The organism is Klebsiella sp. C349492 (genome assembly GCF_042055345.1).
GTDB classification, from domain to species: Bacteria; Pseudomonadota; Gammaproteobacteria; order Enterobacterales; family Enterobacteriaceae; genus Klebsiella; species Klebsiella scottii.
On the sequence record NZ_JANQCE010000002.1, the window covers coordinates 793,949 to 811,873 of the forward strand.

Annotated in this window: 12 protein-coding genes; 7 read left to right on the top strand and 5 right to left on the bottom strand. The window is 57.9% G+C overall.

Annotated elements, in window-relative coordinates:
* Positions 1-191: 191 nt before the first annotated feature.
* On the top strand, positions 192-509 hold the full coding sequence (gene clpS / locus NWP14_RS11410; protein WP_095095606.1) for an ATP-dependent Clp protease adapter ClpS: 318 nt from the start codon (positions 192-194) through the stop codon (positions 507-509).
* 30 nt (positions 510-539) lie between these two features.
* Positions 540-2,819 (top strand): ATP-dependent Clp protease ATP-binding subunit ClpA, encoded by a 2,280-nt coding sequence (clpA, locus tag NWP14_RS11415; RefSeq protein WP_076945049.1) that lies wholly within the window; start codon positions 540-542, stop codon positions 2,817-2,819.
* Positions 2,820-2,955: 136 nt separating this feature from the next.
* Here the strand turns inward: clpA and infA are convergent, their stop codons facing one another.
* The 5 genes from infA to trxB form a co-directional block, all read right to left on the bottom strand.
* On the bottom strand, positions 2,956-3,174 hold the full coding sequence (gene infA / locus NWP14_RS11420; RefSeq protein WP_002211347.1) for a translation initiation factor IF-1: 219 nt from the start codon (positions 3,172-3,174) through the stop codon (positions 2,956-2,958).
* Positions 3,175-3,686: 512 nt separating this feature from the next.
* The gene (gene aat, locus NWP14_RS11425; RefSeq protein WP_375215417.1) at positions 3,687-4,391 is read right to left on the bottom strand and encodes a leucyl/phenylalanyl-tRNA--protein transferase; all 705 of its coding nucleotides are present in this window, start codon (positions 4,389-4,391) and stop codon (positions 3,687-3,689) included.
* Between the two features lie 180 nt (positions 4,392-4,571).
* On the bottom strand, positions 4,572-6,293 hold the full coding sequence (gene cydC, locus NWP14_RS11430; protein WP_095095609.1) for a cysteine/glutathione ABC transporter ATP-binding protein/permease CydC: 1,722 nt from the start codon (positions 6,291-6,293) through the stop codon (positions 4,572-4,574).
* Positions 6,294-8,060: a cysteine/glutathione ABC transporter permease/ATP-binding protein CydD gene (gene cydD, locus NWP14_RS11435; protein ID WP_375215338.1), complete on the bottom strand. Its 1,767-nt coding sequence runs from the start codon at positions 8,058-8,060 to the stop codon at positions 6,294-6,296.
* A gap of 113 nt (positions 8,061-8,173) precedes the next feature.
* Positions 8,174-9,142 carry a thioredoxin-disulfide reductase gene (gene trxB / locus NWP14_RS11440; RefSeq protein ID WP_095095615.1) on the bottom strand — a complete coding sequence of 323 codons (969 nt, stop codon included), beginning with the start codon at positions 9,140-9,142 and terminating at the stop codon, positions 8,174-8,176.
* A gap of 531 nt (positions 9,143-9,673) precedes the next feature.
* On the opposite strand from trxB, the gene lrp reads away from it, so the two are divergent.
* The 5 genes from lrp to serS all read left to right on the top strand — a co-directional run bounded on the left by lrp (position 9,674) and on the right by serS (position 17,861).
* Positions 9,674-10,168 carry a leucine-responsive transcriptional regulator Lrp gene (lrp, locus tag NWP14_RS11445; protein ID WP_000228469.1) on the top strand — a complete coding sequence of 165 codons (495 nt, stop codon included), beginning with the start codon at positions 9,674-9,676 and terminating at the stop codon, positions 10,166-10,168.
* Positions 10,169-10,303: 135 nt separating this feature from the next.
* Positions 10,304-14,380: a DNA translocase FtsK gene (ftsK, locus tag NWP14_RS11450; protein ID WP_375215339.1), complete on the top strand. Its 4,077-nt coding sequence runs from the start codon at positions 10,304-10,306 to the stop codon at positions 14,378-14,380.
* Between the two features lie 132 nt (positions 14,381-14,512).
* A complete protein-coding gene (lolA, locus tag NWP14_RS11455; RefSeq protein ID WP_095095621.1) occupies positions 14,513-15,124 on the top strand; it encodes an outer membrane lipoprotein chaperone LolA in 612 nt (203 codons plus the stop codon).
* Between the two features lie 8 nt (positions 15,125-15,132).
* On the top strand, positions 15,133-16,476 hold the full coding sequence (gene rarA, locus NWP14_RS11460; protein WP_095095624.1) for a replication-associated recombination protein RarA: 1,344 nt from the start codon (positions 15,133-15,135) through the stop codon (positions 16,474-16,476).
* 92 nt (positions 16,477-16,568) lie between these two features.
* Entirely contained in the window at positions 16,569-17,861 is a 1,293-nt protein-coding gene (gene serS, locus NWP14_RS11465) for a serine--tRNA ligase (protein WP_041144783.1), read from the top strand.
* The last annotated feature ends 64 nt before the right edge of the window (positions 17,862-17,925 follow it).

Here is a 17,925-nt window from a genome sequence, read left to right on the forward strand (position 1 = left end):
TAGGGGAAGGCGAAAAATGCGTCAAAATTTGAAGCAGTTAACGCTATTGCCGGGGAATGTGACAGACATCGCGGATGGAAGTAATAGATGATAGTTATCTATGATCTATTGTAGATTTGTGATGGGCATAACTTTTGATCATCGACAGGCCACCGCCTGTTGGCAACAGCAACCGATGATGAATACTGACGATGAGTAAGAAAGATTGGCTGGACTTCGATCAGCTACTTGAAGACGAAGTGCGCGATGAGCTTAAACCACCATCGATGTATAAAGTGATATTGCTCAATGATGACTACACTCCAATGGAGTTTGTTATTGACGTGTTACAAAAATTCTTTTCTTATGATGTAGAACGTGCGACGCAACTGATGCTGACGGTTCACTATCAAGGTAAAGCGATTTGTGGTGTATTTACCGCAGAGGTTGCGGAAACCAAAGTCGCGATGGTGAGCCAGTATGCGAAGGAGAACGAGCATCCATTGCTGTGTACGCTAGAGAAAGCCTGAAGACAGGCATGAAAATTGGGGGAGGTGCCAATGCTCAATCAAGAACTGGAACTCAGTTTAAACATGGCTTTCGCCAGAGCGCGCGAGCACCGTCATGAGTTCATGACCGTCGAGCACTTGCTGCTGGCGCTGCTCAGCAACCCTTCGGCCCGCGAAGCGCTGGAAGCGTGTTCCGTGGACCTGGTGGCGCTGCGTCAGGAACTTGAAGCCTTCATCGAACAGACCACGCCTGTTCTACCCGCCACGGAAGAAGAGCGCGACACTCAGCCGACGCTGAGCTTCCAGCGCGTACTGCAGCGTGCAGTCTTCCACGTACAATCCTCTGGCCGCAGCGAAGTGACCGGCGCCAACGTTTTGGTCGCTATTTTTAGCGAGCAGGAGTCGCAGGCGGCCTATCTGCTGCGTAAACATGAAGTCAGCCGTCTTGACGTGGTGAACTTCATCTCTCACGGTACGCGTAAAGACGAGCCGAGCCAGCCTTCCGAAAACAGCGGAAGCCAGCCCAGCAATGAAGAGCAAGCAGGCGGGGAGGATCGTATGGAAAACTTCACCACCAACCTCAATCAGCTTGCTCGCGTTGGCGGAATCGATCCGCTGATTGGCCGCGAAAAAGAGCTGGAGCGCGCCATTCAGGTTCTGTGCCGCCGTCGTAAGAACAACCCGCTGCTGGTGGGTGAGTCCGGCGTGGGTAAAACCGCGATTGCCGAAGGGCTGGCCTGGCGAATTGTGCAGGGCGACGTGCCGGAAATTATGGCCGATTGCACGATCTATTCGCTGGATATCGGCTCCCTGCTGGCAGGAACAAAATACCGCGGTGATTTTGAAAAACGTTTCAAAGCGCTGCTGAAACAGCTGGAGCAGGATACCAACAGTATTCTGTTCATCGATGAAATTCACACCATCATCGGCGCGGGCGCCGCTTCCGGCGGCCAGGTCGATGCCGCCAACCTGATTAAACCGCTGCTCTCCAGCGGCAAGATTCGGGTGATGGGGTCTACGACCTACCAGGAGTTCAGCAATATCTTCGAAAAAGACCGCGCGTTAGCCCGGCGCTTCCAGAAGATAGACATTACTGAACCTTCGGTAGAAGAGACGGTGCAGATTATTAACGGCCTGAAGCCGAAGTACGAAGCGCACCACGACGTGCGTTATACGGCGAAAGCGGTGCGTGCGGCGGTCGAACTGGCGGTGAAATATATTAACGATCGTCATCTGCCGGATAAGGCGATTGATGTTATCGACGAAGCGGGCGCGCGGGCGCGGCTGATGCCGGCCAGCAAGCGTAAGAAAACGGTTAACGTGGCGGATATCGAATCGGTGGTGGCGCGCATTGCCCGCATCCCTGAGAAGAGCGTCTCCCAAAGCGACCGCGATACGCTTAGAAATCTTGGCGATCGGCTGAAAATGCTGGTCTTTGGTCAGGGTAAGGCGATCGAGGCTTTAACCGAAGCCATCAAGATGGCGCGTGCCGGACTGGGCCACGAGCATAAGCCGGTGGGTTCCTTCCTGTTCGCCGGGCCTACCGGCGTCGGGAAAACCGAGGTCACCGTACAGCTGGCCAAGGCACTGGGTATCGAGCTGCTGCGCTTTGACATGTCTGAGTATATGGAGCGTCACACCGTCAGCCGTTTGATCGGTGCGCCTCCGGGCTACGTTGGTTTCGATCAGGGCGGGCTGCTGACCGATGCGGTCATTAAACATCCGCACGCGGTGCTGCTGCTTGATGAGATTGAAAAAGCGCATCCGGACGTCTTTAACCTGCTGCTGCAGGTGATGGACAACGGTACGCTGACCGACAACAACGGCCGCAAGGCGGACTTCCGCAACGTGGTGCTGGTGATGACCACCAACGCCGGCGTGCGTGAAACCGAGCGTAAGTCGATTGGCCTTATTCATCAGGATAACAGTCCCGATGCGATGGATGAGATCAAGAAGATCTTTACGCCGGAGTTTCGTAACCGTCTCGACAACATTATCTGGTTCGATCATCTGTCAACGACGGTGATCCATCAGGTGGTGGATAAGTTTATCGTCGAGCTGCAGGTTCAGCTGGATCAGAAAGGCGTGTCGCTGGAAGTGAGTCAGGAAGCGCGAGACTGGCTGGCAGAAAAAGGCTATGACCGGGCGATGGGCGCGCGTCCAATGGCGCGGGTGATTCAGGATAACCTGAAGAAACCGCTGGCCAACGAGCTGCTGTTTGGTTCGTTAGTTGACGGCGGACAGGTCACCGTCGCGCTGGATAAAGAGAAGAGTTCGCTGACCTATGATTTCCAAAGTGCGCAGAAGCACAAACCGGAAACGGCGCATTAATTCTCCCTCTGAAACGTCAAAAACCGGCCTGTGGGCCGGTTTTTTTATATCCGCAGTCGCTTAGCGGAGAAGGGATGTAAAAAGGCCGGGAATTATCCCGGCCTTTCGCATCTAACGCCACGAGGGCGGAAAACTATCAGCGACTACGGAAGACAATGCGGCCTTTGCTCAGGTCGTACGGGGTCAGCTCAACAGTCACTTTGTCGCCCGTCAGAATGCGGATGTAGTTCTTACGCATTTTACCGGAAATATGCGCAGTTACCACGTGACCGTTTTCCAGTTCTACGCGGAACATTGTGTTAGGCAACGTGTCAAGTACGGTGCCCTGCATTTCAATATTGTCTTCTTTGGCCATCTAGTCCTCTGGGGTATCACTACCGTAGTTTTGAACCGGCAAGATAATGCCGAAGTTCAGCGAGTAAGTAAAGTTTTACGTTTATACCCGTCACACTCCGCGTTGCATCCACGCTGGCTGCGTTCATCGATCCCGGCTACCTGTTTCAGTAAGCGCTGGGGATTCGTTCACTTGCCGCCCGCCTGCAACCCGACTTATTGCGAGTCTATATACTTTATCTTGCCGGCTGCCTTAGTTCTCACGGTCACATAGTTATTGATGCTGCCTGGCGTTTGGTTTGTCGTCCCGGCGCATCATGAATAAGTTTGGGTTTAAATCACTGAAGTAGTTTTGGCGCATTGCCCGGAATGCACGCGGATAAACCGCACGACAGGCGCAAACGTAAAGGGGGGGAGTGACAGAACGATGGGCGTTATCTGACTCTTATTATTCCCAAACGGCGGCGGGGCAACGGGCAGAAGCTACTCTACCGCGCAATTATACCATCCCGGCGAAGAATGTGCTGAAAACATTTACACATTGCCGGTAAATAGCACCCTCGGCACCCAAAATCTTTCCGGTAAACGCTGGCTGCGCAATTGCGCCAGACGATCGAGATAGTCGCGGCGGGGAATTTCGACGGCGCCCAGCGACGCGGTATGATTATTTAGCACCTGGCAGTCAATTAACTGGCCACCGTCGCGCATAAACGCCTGGCAGAATACCAGCAAGGCTGTTTTAGACGCGTTTTCCGCATGACTGAACATCGACTCGCCGCAAAATAGCGCCCCCTGAGCCACGCCGTACATCCCGCCAACCAGCGTCTCGTCACGCCACACCTCGATTGAGTGCGCGTGGCCCAGCTCGTGCAGCTGGTGGTAGGCCTTGACGATGCTGGCGGTTATCCAGGTGCCCTCATCGCGATTGGCGGCGCAGCCCTCAATCACCTCGCCAAAAGCATGGTTCAGCGTCACGCGATAGGGAGAGCGCTGGTGGAAGCGCTTCATGCTGCGGCTGAGATGAAACTGCCCGGGCCACAGAACCGCGCGGGGATCGGGAGACCACCATAAAATGGGGTCCCCCGGCGAAAACCACGGAAAGATGCCCTGCTGATAGGCCATCAGCAGGCGCGCCGGGCTAAGATCGCCCCCCAGCGCCAGCAGGCCATTCGGTTCACGCAGGGCGCCTTCCGGAGCGGGGAAGGCAATGGACTGACGGGAGAGCTGAACCAGACGCATTTTAACCTCAATACGCACCAGCAATTGTCCAGTATATTCGCTGTCTTTCAGGTGCCGGCGTACTATCTGCGCCCGTGACCAGCGGCCAGGGGCTCGCATGCTGCGCGTGCCTGAAACTCATTGAGTATATACACAAAATCATTCGGGATGCCCGGCGGCGATAGCCCGATAACGATTGGCCTACAGGCGCTGCTTAAACTGGTAGTAGCGCCCTTGTTGAGCCAGCAGTTCTGCGTGACTACCTTGCTCAATAATCTTCCCGTTGTCCATGATAATTATCTGATTAAAACGCGCCAGCCCGCGCAGGCGGTGGGTGACCATCAGCACGGTTTTTTCTTTCATCACTTCGGCTAATAAATCAAGGATTTGGCTTTCCGTTGTGGCGTCCAGGCCTTCGGTCGGCTCATCGAGCAGCATCAGCGGCGCGTCGTGAAGCAGGGCGCGGGCAATCGCCAGCCGGCGCAGCTCGCCGCCGGAAAGCTGACGGCCGCCTTCTCCCAGCCAGCTGTTGAGGCCGCTATCGTCGAGCAATTTGCCCAGCCCGACCCGTTCGAGGGTGTTCGCCAGATGCGCATCGCTCGCCTGCGGGGCCGCCAGCAGCAGGTTGTCGCGCAGCGTTGCGCTAAACAGATGCACGCGCTGAGGAACCACGCTCATTGCCCGGCGTAGGGTCGTTTCGTTGAGCTGCGTAAGCGGCTGGTCGTTGAGTAAAATCTCTCCCTGGGCCGGATCCCAGGCGCGGGTAAGCAGCTGCAGAAGGGTCGATTTTCCGCAGCCGGTGCGTCCGAGAATAGCGATATGCTCGCCGGCGGCAATCTGTAAAGAGATATTCTCCAGCGCCGCGGTGGGCTGCTGCGGATAGCTAAAGGTGACCTGATTCAGCGTGAGCGTCACGCGTGAGAAGGCCTGGTTAGCGCTCTGCGCAAAGGAGACTTCCGGCGGCTGCTCGGTGATTTGCGTAATCCGCCGCGCGGAGGCGATGACCTGCCCGAGATGCTGGAACGCGCCGGTGACCGGCGCCAGCGCCTCAAACGCCGCCAGCGCGCAGAAAACGAAGAGCGCGATCAGCGCGCCCGGCTGGCTATCGCCGCCGACGCCGGCGGACGTCAGCCACAGCATCGCAATCACCGCAACGCCGCCAATCAGCAGCATCAGCGCCTGGGAAAGCGCGGTGAGTTCGGCCTGACGTCGCTGGGCATCTTGCCAGCGCTGTTCGGTTTTCTCCAGCTGCTCGCGGTAGCGATCGCTGGCGTTAAACAGCATCAGCTCCGCCTGTCCCTGCAGCCAGGCCGTGAGCTGCTGGCGGTACTGGCCGCGCATTTGGGTTATGCACTCGCCGGCCGGTTTGCCGGCCCGATAAAACAGCGGCGGCAGTATCAGCACGGTCAGCAGCATAATACCGCCAAGCGTCAGGGCCAGCGTGACGTCCAGAATACTTAGGCCGGCGGTGACCACCAGAATGACCACCAGCGCCCCTACCAGCGGCGAAATGACCCGCAGATAGAGATGATCCAGGGTATCGACGTCGGCAACGATGCGGTTAAGCAGTTCGCCCTGGCGAAAACGCGCCAGCCCGGCAGGGGAGAGCGGCAGCAGCTTGCTGAACGTGAAAACGCGCAGATGCTGCAGAACGCGGAAAGTCGCGTCGTGGCTCACCAGCCGCTCAAAGTAGCGTCCGGCGGTACGAATAATCGCCGCGCCGCGTACGCCGGCGGCGGGCAGCATGTAGTTAAAGCTGTAGATACCAGCGACGCCGACGACGGCCGATGCCGACAGGAACCAGCCTGACAGCGTTAGCAGTCCGATACTGGCCAGCAGGGTGACGATCGCCAGCACCACGCCGAGCATCAGCAGCCACAGGTGCCGCTTGTACAACGCCAGATAAGGTAATAATGCGCGCATTTAAATCTCCTCCTGACGATGAGCCAGCAGGGTCGCGAAGGGCCCTTCGGCGGCGGCAAGCTGCGAATATTCGCCCTGCTCGACAATCTGTCCGTTTTGCATCACCCAGATAGCGTCCCAGCCGGCTATACCCTCGAGCTGGTGAGTGACCATCAGCGTTGTTTGCTGCGAAGAGGCGTTTGACAGGGCCTGCATCACCCGCTGTTCGCTGTGGGCGTCAAGGCTGGCTGCAGGCTCATCAAGCAGCAGCAGACGGCAGGGAACCAGCAGCGCGCGCGCGACGGCGATACGCTGCGCCTGCCCAACCGATACGCGGGTCGCCTGATCGCCAACGGGCGTATTAATGCCCTGCGGCAGCTGCGAGATAAATTCGCTTACCCAGGCCTTATCCAGCGCAAGCTGAAGCTGCGCTTCGGTCGCCTCAGGCCACGCCAGAAGCACGTTTTCACGCAGCGTGGCCGCAGGCAGCTGCGGGTTTTGTCCAACCCAGCTCAGCATGTGATGCCAGCGCTGGCTATCAAGATCGCGCAGCTCGACGCCGTTGACCATCAGCGACCCGTCATAGGGCAGAAAACCCGCCAGCGTATTCAGCAGCGAGCTTTTGCCGGATCCGCTTTGCCCAACCAGCACCACGCGCTTACCGGCGGGGAGGGTGAAGTTCAGCGGTCCTGCCAGCACTTTACCCTCCGGTGACTTGATCCGCAGATCGCGCGCTTCAAGACTCACCAGCTCGTTATCGCTAAGCACCTTCTCGCCGCGCTCGGCCTGCGCCAGCGGCGTTTCCATAAAGGCTTTCAGGCTGTCCGCCGCGCCGATAGCCTGCGCTTTCGCGTGGTAAAAGGTGCCCAGATCGCGCAGGGGCTGGAAAAACTCCGGCGCGAGGATCAGGGTCAGAAAGCCGGCCATCAGGGTGACGCCCGCGCCGTAATGACCAAAATTAAGCTCGCCCAGGTAGGAGAAACCGAAATAGACCGCCACCAGCGCGATGGAGAGGGAAGTGAAAAATTCCAGTACCCCGGAGGAGAGAAAGGCGAGACGCAGGACGTCCATCGTTCGCTGGCGGAAATCCTGCGAAGCCTCGCGGATATTGTTGGTTTCCGCGGCGCCGCGATCGAAAATTCGCAGCGTTTCCATGCCGCGCAGGCGGTCGAGGAAGTGGCCGCTCAGCCGCGCCAGGGCCTGGAAGTTGCGGCGGTTTGCATCCGCGGCGCCCATGCCGACCAGCGCCATAAACATCGGGATCAGCGGCGCGGTGCCGAGAAGAATCAGCGCTGCCGCCCAGTTAATCGGGAAAATAGTGATAACGATGAGCAGCGGTACGCACGCGGCCAGCGTCATCTGCGGCAGATAGCGCGCATAGTAATCGTGCATATCGTCGATTTGCTCGAGGATAAGCGTCGCCCAGCTGCCCGCAGGTTTGCCCTGTATCCATGCCGGCCCGGCCTCCTGCAGACGATCGAGCACCTGGCGACGGATCTCATAGCGGATATGCTGCCCGGCATAAAATCCTACCCGCTCGCGCAGCCATACCACCCACGCCCGGAGGACGAAAATCAGCACCAGCACGGTAAACGGCAGCAACAGCGCCGTCGCCGGAATATTCTCCATTATCATGCGGTGAAGGATCCGCGCCAGCAGCCAGGCCTGAGCGACAATCAGCAGGCCGCTAATGACGCCCAGCGTGCGGGAAATCATCAACCAGCGACGGGAGAGAATGCTCTGTTCTTTTAACCAGCGGGTTAACTCTTGTTGACGGGTTTTATTCATTGCGCACTTAGCAGGTGGAGTTATAAGTTTTTGGGCACGGCAATGTTACAACGCGGAAAAAATAAAGGCGACTTTTCGTCGCCTTCTTTACCTTTGTTACTGACTTGTAAAGATTATTTGCAAGCGTCAGCCAGGCCGTCAAGATAGCGCTCGGCGTCCAGCGCGGCCATACAGCCGGTGCCGGCAGAGGTAATGGCCTGACGGTAGATGTGGTCCATCACGTCGCCGGCGGCGAAGACGCCAGCAACGCTGGTCTGGGTCGCGTTGCCGTGAATGCCGGACTGAACTTTGATATAGCCGTTTTCCAGCTCCAGCTGACCTTCAAAAATCGCCGTGTTCGGGCTGTGGCCGATAGCGACAAACAGGCCCGCAACCTCCAGCGATTCGACATTATCGGCATTCTGCGTATCGCGCAGGCGCAGGCCGCTCACGCCCATCTGGTCGCCGGTCACTTCTTCCAGGGTACGGTGGGTATGCAGCACGATGTTGCCGCTTTCCACTTTGTCCATCAGGCGCTTGATGAGAATTTTTTCAGCGCGGAAGGAGTCGCGACGGTGGATCAGGTGTACTTCAGCCGCGATGTTGGACAGGTACAGCGCTTCTTCAACCGCGGTGTTGCCGCCGCCGATAACCGCGACCTTTTGGTTACGGTAGAAGAAACCGTCGCAGGTGGCGCAGGCGGAAACGCCGCGGCCCTTAAAGGCTTCTTCAGACGGCAGGCCGAGATAGCGTGCGGAAGCGCCGGTGGCAATGATCAGTGCGTCACAGGTGTATTCGCCGCTGTCGCCGACCAGGCGGAACGGACGGTTTTGCAGATCGACGCTGCTGATGTGATCGAAAAGAATTTCGGTTTCGAACTTAGCCGCATGCTCGTGCATACGTTCCATCAGCAGCGGCCCGGTCAGATCGTTCGGATCCCCGGGCCAGTTTTCCACTTCGGTGGTGGTGGTCAGCTGACCCCCTTTTTCCATCCCGGTAATCAGCACCGGATGCAGGTTTGCACGTGCGGCATAGACCGCAGCGGTGTATCCCGCAGGTCCAGAACCAAGAATTAGCAGCTTACTGTGTTTGGCCGTGCCCATGAGAACCCCATAATTTATTGGCATACATTGGGCTGGATTGTAGGGAATTTGTTGTCGTAAAAAAAGAGCATAGCGATTTTGTTAACGATATGTGCAATAGCACCCGCCGATGAACTGGCGATTTAACGAACGGAGAATATAACTAATTCTACTGTCAGCAGCACAATTATAAGAGGAAAACATGAGAATCAACGGGGGGGGATAATGAATATCTGGCATCTTGTACTAAAAATCGATGTTTTGCTTTGACAATCCCCTGTGCTTTTGCGAAAACATTCATGGAAGAAGAAAAGCAGCGTTTTGCGTGTGGCGAATTTTCATGCATGCAAATGCCATTTTTATCCGGGTTAGCGAAATCTACGCATGGTGTGGACAGACGCCATGCGTGATGTCGGTGGCTGCCGTCAGGCAACGGGCTTCTCACGTACCCCTGGGTTACTCAAGTCGTACGGGTAAGAACAGGATGGGCTCTGGCAGTGAAGGCTCAGAGTCAGAACAGGAGTAGGGAAGGAATACAGAGAGACAATAATAATGGTAGATAGCAAGAAGCGCCCTGGCAAAGATCTCGACCGCATCGATCGTAACATTCTGAATGAGTTACAAAAAGACGGACGTATTTCTAACGTCGAACTTTCTAAACGGGTGGGACTTTCTCCGACGCCTTGCCTTGAGCGCGTGCGTCGACTGGAAAGACAGGGTTTTATTCAGGGCTATACGGCGCTGCTTAACCCGCATTATCTGGATGCATCACTTCTGGTATTTGTTGAGATTACTCTGAATCGTGGCGCGCCGGATGTGTTTGAGCAATTTAACGCCGCTGTGCAAAAACTTGAAGAAATTCAAGAGTGTCATCTGGTATCCGGCGATTTCGACTACCTGTTGAAAACTCGCGTACCGGATATGTCAGCGTATCGTAAACTACTGGGCGAAACCCTGCTGCGCCTGCCGGGCGTTAACGACACCCGTACCTACGTGGTAATGGAAGAGGTCAAGCAGAGCAATCGTCTGGTAATTAAGACGCGCTAACACGGAACAGGTGCAAAATCGACGTAGTTTGATTACACTCCTGTTAATCCATACAGCAACAGTGCCGGGGTGACCCGGCACTGTTGTCCGTTTTAGCAGCAGGCAGGAAACAGCCTGATACCTGGAGAGCCTTTTTTGAGCCAGGAATACACCGAAGACAAAGAAGTCAAACTGACGAAGCTAAGCAGCGGGCGCCGACTCCTTGAGGCGTTACTTATCCTTTGCACCCTTTTTGCCATCTGGCTGATGGCGGCCTTACTCAGCTTTAATCCCTCGGATCCAAGCTGGTCGCAAACGGCCTGGCACGAGCCTATCCACAACATCGGCGGTACGCCGGGAGCATGGCTTGCCGATACGCTATTTTTCATTTTTGGCGTAATGGCTTACACCATTCCCGTGATTATCATCGGCGGCTGCTGGTTTGCCTGGCGCAATCAGGCTAACGACGAGTACATCGATTATTTCGCCGTTTCGCTGCGCTTAATTGGCGCGCTGGCGCTGATCCTGACCTCCTGTGGCCTGGCCTCTATCAATGCCGATGATATTTGGTATTTCGCCTCCGGCGGGGTCATTGGCAGCTTGCTGAGCACCACTTTGCAACCGCTGCTGCACAGCAGCGGCGGGACTATTGCGCTGCTCTGCATCTGGGCGGCGGGTCTAACCTTGTTTACCGGCTGGTCGTGGGTCAGCATTGCCGAAAAGCTCGGCGGCGTGATTCTTTCCGTCCTTACCTTTGCCAGTAACCGTACCCGTCGGGACGATACGTGGGTGGATGAGGACGACTATGAGGATGACGAAGACGACGATACGGCGAAACCGCAGGGATCGCGTCGCGCACGAATTTTACGCAGCGCCCTGGCGCGTCGCCAGCGTCTGGCTGAGAAGTTTTCCAACCCGATGGGGCGCAAGACCGACGCTGCGCTGTTTTCGGGTAAGCGCATGGATGATGCCGAGGAGGACGTCCAGTTCAGCGCCAACGGCGCGCCGGTTGCGGCAGACGATGTGCTGTTTTCTGGCGCCAGCGCCGCGCGTCCGTCAGATGCGGACGATGTCTTATTCTCCGGGGCCAGCGCAGCGCGTCCGGGTGACTTTGACCCCTACGATCCGCTGCTTAACGGCCATAGCATCGCCGATCCTGTCAGCGCGGCTGCGGCAGCAACCGCGGCGCCGCAGGTATGGGCTGAGCCGGTAGCCGGGCAGACTCCACAGGCCGGCTGGCAGCCGGAGGCGCAGGCGTATCAGCCTGAGCAGGCGCCGGTGCAGCAGCCACACTATCAGCCTGAACCACCGTACCAGCCGCAGCAGGCGCCGATGCAGCAGCCTCACTACCAGCCTGAGCCACCGTACCAGCCGCAGCAGGCGTATCAGCCTGCGCAGACGCCGGTGCAGCAGCCTCACTACCAGCCTGAGCCACCGTACCAGCCGCAGCAGGCGTATCAGCCTGCGCAGGCACAGGTGCAGCAGCCTCACTATCAGCCTGAACCACCGTACCAGCCGCAGCAGGCGTATCAGCCTGAGCAGGCTCCTGTACATCAGCCTCACTATCAGCCTGAGCCACCGTACCAGCCGCAGCAGGCGTATCAGCCTGAGCAGGCGCCGGTGCAGCAGCCTCATTATCGCCCTGAGCCAACGTATCCGCCGCATCAGGCGTATCAGCCTGAACAGGCGCCGGTACAGCAGCCTGCTTATCAGCCTGAACCCTATGCCGCCTCGCCGGTTACCGAGCCCGAAGCTCCGCAGGAAGAGGTTAAGCCGCAGCGTCCGCCGATGTACTATTTCGAAGAGGTCGAAGAGAAACGCGCGCGTGAACGCGAACAGCTTGCCGCCTGGTATCAGCCGATTCCGGAACCTGCCAGCCCGATTGCGACTAAACCGATCTCTTCGCCGCCGCCATCGTCGCCCGTTGATGCCGCCGCGGTGACCACGCTGGCTGCAGGCGTGCACCAGGCCACGGGCGCTGGTGCAACTGCCGGCGTGGTGGCGTCCGCCGCGTCATCCGCCGCGCCGCTGTTCAGCCCGGCTGCGGGCGGGCCGCGCGTGCAGGTCAAAGAAGGCATTGGTCCGAAGCTGCCGCGTCCTAACCACGTCCGCGTACCGACCCGCCGTGAGCTGGCATCGTATGGCATTAAGCTGCCTTCTCAGCGCATTGCGGAAGAGCGCGCTCGTCAGGCGGAGCTGGACCAGAATTATGACGATGAACCGCTCACCGATGAAGAAGTTAACGAGCTGGAGCAGGGGGAGCTGGCGCGCCAGTTTGCCGCGACCCAGCAGCAGCGCTACGGTGAGGTCTACCAGGCTGACGAAGCCGACGATGACGATTCAGCCGCCGAAGCCGAGCTGGCCCGTCAGTTTGCCGCGACCCAGCAGCAGCGCTACAGCAGCGAGCAGCCGCGTGGGGCGAATCCGTTCTCCCCGGCTGATTATGATTTCTCGCCGATGAAAACGTTAGTGGACGATGGCCCGAGCGAACCGCTGTTTACGCCGATGCCGGAAGTTCAGCCGTCGGTACAGCACTATCAGCAGCCGGCGCAGCAACCGCAGCCTGCATACCAGCAGCCTCAGGTTCAGCAGCCGGTACAATCTGCGCCAGCGGCGCAGAGCTATCAGCCGCAGCAGGCCCCTCAGGCCCATATGCAACCGCCGGTCCAACAGCCTGCACCGCAGCCGCAGGAGAGCCTGATTCACCCGCTCCTGATGCGTAACGGCAACAGCCATCCGCTGCAGCGGCCGACGACGCCGCTGCCGTCCCTGGATCTGCTGACGCCGCCGCCGAGTGAGGTAGAGCCGGTTGATACCTTCGCGCTGGAGCAAATGGCGCGCCTGGTGGAAGCTCGCCTCGCCGATTTCCGTATTAAAGCGGACGTCGTGAACTACTCTCCTGGCCCGGTTATCACCCGCTTTGAGCTGAACCTGGCTCCGGGGGTGAAGGCCGCGCGTATCTCTAACCTGTCGCGCGACCTGGCCCGTTCGCTATCCACGGTCGCCGTGCGCGTCGTGGAGGTTATTCCAGGTAAACCATACGTAGGCCTGGAGCTGCCGAATAAGAAGCGTCAGACCGTCTACCTGCGTGAAGTGCTGGATAATACCAAATTCCGCGATAACCCATCGCCGCTGACCGTGGTGCTGGGCAAGGATATCGCGGGCGATCCGGTCGTTGCCGATCTGGCAAAAATGCCGCACCTGCTGGTTGCCGGTACCACCGGCTCCGGTAAGTCGGTCGGCGTCAACGCCATGATCCTCAGCATGCTCTACAAGGCGCAGCCGGAAGATGTGCGCTTCATTATGATCGACCCGAAAATGCTCGAACTGTCGGTCTATGAAGGGATCCCGCATCTGCTGACGGAAGTGGTCACCGATATGAAAGACGCCGCCAACGCTCTGCGCTGGAGCGTGAACGAGATGGAGCGCCGCTACAAGCTGATGTCAGCTTTGGGCGTGCGTAACCTGGCGGGCTACAACGAGAAGATTGCCGAAGCGGCGCGCATGGGGCGGCCAATTCCGGATCCGTACTGGAAGCCGGGCGACAGCATGGATGCGGTCCATCCGGTGCTGGAAAAACTGCCTTACATCGTGGTACTGGTGGATGAATTCGCCGACCTGATGATGACCGTGGGTAAGAAAGTGGAAGAGCTGATTGCTCGTCTGGCGCAGAAAGCGCGTGCGGCGGGTATTCACCTCGTGCTGGCTACCCAGCGTCCGTCGGTTGATGTGATCACCGGCCTGATTAAGGCCAACATCCCGACGCGTATTGCGTTCACCGTGTCGAGTAAAATTGACTCGCGTACCATTCTCGACCAGAGCGGCGCCGAATCGCTGCTGGGGATGGGGGATATGCTCTACTCCGGGCCGAACTCGACTATCCCGGTGCGCGTGCACGGAGCATTTGTGCGTGACCAGGAAGTCCATGCGGTAGTCCAGGACTGGAAAGCGCGCGGGCGTCCGCAGTACGTCGACGGCATCACCTCCGATAGCGAAAGCGAAGGCGGCAGCGGCGGATTTGACGGCGGAGAAGAGCTGGACCCGCTGTTCGACCAGGCGGTCAATTTCGTAACCGAGAAGCGTAAAGCCTCTATCTCCGGGGTTCAACGTCAGTTCCGTATCGGCTATAACCGCGCCGCGCGTATCATCGAACAGATGGAAGCGCAGGGCATCGTCAGCGAGCAGGGCCATAACGGAAACCGCGAAGTGCTGGCGCCGCCGCCCTTCGAGTGAGTGCAAAGTTGGGTAAATAAGAGCAAAATCAGCCTATTCTTCTGTCCCGCCGCGCCAGGCGGTCCTACATTAGGGGCAGAAGAGGCTCCCGCGCCGGGAGCGACGCACGTTGACGGACATTAAGGAATAACAATGAAAAAACTCGCAATCACCTGTGCATTACTGTCTGGGTTTGTTGTCAGCCAGGTTTGGGCTGATGCCGCCGGCGATTTGAAAAGCCGTCTGGATAAGGTGAGCAGCTTCCACGCCAGCTTTACGCAGAAAGTGACTGATGGCAGCGGCAATGCGGTACAGGACGGGCAGGGCGACCTGTGGGTAAAACGACCGAATCTGTTCAACTGGCATATGACCCAGCCGGATGAAAGTATTCTGGTTTCTGACGGTAAAACGCTGTGGTTCTATAACCCGTTCGTTGAGCAGGCGACCGTCACCTGGCTGAAAGACGCCACCAGCAACACGCCGTTTATGCTGATTGCGCGTAACCAGTCTAACGACTGGCAGCAGTATAATATTAAGCAAAACGGCGATGACTTTGTCCTGACGCCGAAAAGCGGCGGCGGTAACCTGAAGCAGTTCACCATTAACGTAGGACGTGATGGCACCATCCATCAGTTCAGCGCGGTAGAGCAGGACGACCAGCGCAGCAGCTACCAGCTGAAGTCGCAGCAAAACGGTGCGATAGACGCATCTAAGTTTACCTTCACGCCGCCGCAAGGGGTTACGGTAGACGATCAACGTAAATAGAGGCGAATGTGGGCAATCTGTCGCTCGATTTTTCCGACAATGCGTTTCAACCTCTGGCCGCCCGTATGCGGCCAGAAAATTTAGCGCAGTACATCGGCCAGCAGCATCTGCTGGCACCGGGTAAACCTTTGCCGCGGGCAATTGAGGCCGGGCATCTTCATTCGATGATTTTATGGGGCCCGCCGGGCACCGGAAAAACCACCTTAGCGGAAGTGATTGCCCGCTATGCCAGCGCCGACGTCGAGCGTATTTCGGCCGTGACCTCCGGCGTTAAGGAGATCCGTGAAGCCATTGAACGCGCCCGGCAGAACCGTAATGCCGGTCGGCGCACCATCCTGTTTGTCGACGAAGTCCACCGCTTCAATAAAAGCCAGCAGGATGCGTTTCTGCCGCATATCGAAGATGGCACGATCACCTTTATCGGCGCGACGACGGAAAACCCCTCTTTTGAACTGAACTCCGCGCTGCTATCCAGAGCGCGCGTCTATCTGCTGAAATCGCTCACCAGCGAAGATATCGAGCAGGTATTAACGCAGGCGATGAGCGATAAAACCCGCGGCTACGGCGGGCAGAATATTGTGCTGCCTGATGAGACGCGTCGGGCGATCGCCGAGCTGGTAAACGGCGATGCGCGCCGTGCGCTCAACACGCTGGAGATGATGGCCGATATGGCCGAAACCGACGCCGCCGGTCAGCGGGTGCTGCAGGCCGAACTGTTGACCGAAATTGCCGGCGAGCGCAGCGCGCGTTTTGATAACAAGGGCGATCGTTTTTACGATTTAATTTCGGCGCTGCACAAGTCCGTTCGCGGCAGCGCGCCGGACGCCGCGTTGTACTGGTATGCCCGGATCATCAGCGCCGGCGGCGATCCGCTGTACGTTGCCCGCCGTTGCCTGGCGATTGCCTCGGAAGACGTCGGCAACGCCGACCCCCGGGCCATGCAGGTCGCTATCTCCGCCTGGGACTGCTTTACCCGGGTAGGGCCGGCTGAAGGCGAGCGGGCGATTGCTCAGGCCATTGTTTATCTGGCCTGCGCGCCGAAGAGCAACGCGGTTTACAGCGCCTTTAAGGCCGCGATGGCCGATGCCCGCGAACGTCCGGACTACGATGTGCCGGTCCATCTGCGCAACGCGCCGACGAAGCTGATGAAAGAGATGGGCTATGGCCAGCAGTATCGCTATGCCCACGATGAGCCCAACGCTTATGCCGCCGGGGAGGAGTACTTCCCGCAGGAAATGGCGCAAACTCGCTATTATCGGCCAACAAACAGAGGGCTTGAGGGGAAAATTGGCGAAAAGCTCGCCTGGCTTAGCGAACAGGATCAAAATAGCCCCACAAAACGCTACCGCTAACAGAGGCGTTGCGGTAAGGTTATCAAGATATTCCGGTGGTCGTATTCTGCGGCCACTTTTCATTTTATTAATTCGATAAGCACAGGATAAGCATGCTCGATCCCAATCTGCTGCGTACCGAGCCAGACGCAGTCGCTGAAAAACTGGCACGCCGGGGCTTTAAGCTGGATGTAGATAAACTGCGCGCTCTGGAAGAGCGTCGTAAAGTTCTGCAGGTTGAAACTGAAAATCTGCAGGCGGAGCGTAACTCCCGATCGAAATCCATTGGCCAGGCGAAAGCGCGTGGGGAAGATATCGAGCCGTTACGCCTGGAAGTGAACAAGCTTGGCGAACAGCTGGATGCGGCGAAAACCGATCTGGACGCGCTGCTGGCCGAGATCCGCGACATCGCGCTGACCATCCCGAACGTCCCGCATGATGACGTTCCGCTGGGCAAAAGTGAAAACGACAACGTCGAAGTGAGCCGCTGGGGAACCCCGCGCGAGTTCGATTTTGACGTGCGCGATCACGTAACGCTGGGCGAAATGCACGGCGGGCTGGACTTCGCTGCGGCGGTCAAACTGACCGGCTCGCGCTTTGTGGTCATGAAGGGCCAGCTGGCTCGTCTGCACCGCGCGCTGTCGCAGTTTATGCTGGACCTGCATACCGAACAGCACGGCTATAGTGAAAACTATGTCCCGTATCTGGTAAACCAGGAAACGCTGTATGGCACCGGCCAGCTGCCGAAATTCGCCGGCGACCTGTTCCATACTCGTCCGCTGGAAGAAGAGGCGGATAGCAGCAACTACGCGCTCATCCCGACCGCCGAGGTTCCGCTGACTAACTTGGTTCGCGATGAGATCATCGATGAAGACGATCTGCCGATCAAAATGACCGCGCATACGCCGTGCTTCCGCTCTGAAGCAGGCTCCTACGGTCGTGATACCCGCGGTCTGATCCGTATGCACCAGTTCGACAAAGTTGAAATGGTGCAGATCGTCCGTCCGGAAGATTCCATGGCGGCGCTGGAAGAGATGACCGGCCATGCGGAAAAAGTTCTGCAGCTGCTGGGTCTGCCATACCGTAAAGTGGCGCTCTGCACCGGCGATATGGGCTTCAGCGCATGCAAAACCTACGATCTGGAAGTGTGGGTTCCGGCGCAGAACACCTACCGCGAAATTTCGTCCTGCTCGAACGTCTGGGATTTCCAGGCGCGCCGCATGCAGGCACGCTGCCGCAGCAAGTCTGATAAGAAAACGCGTCTGGTCCATACGCTGAACGGCTCTGGCCTGGCTGTGGGTCGTACTCTGGTTGCGCTGATGGAAAACTATCAGCAGGCAGACGGCCGTATTGAAATCCCGGAAATTCTGCGCCCGTATATGCGCGGCCTTGAGTTCATCGGCTGATTTTTCTACCTCCTTCTCAAAAGCGCCTACGGGCGCTTTTTTTTCATCTCCTTCTTGATGCTGG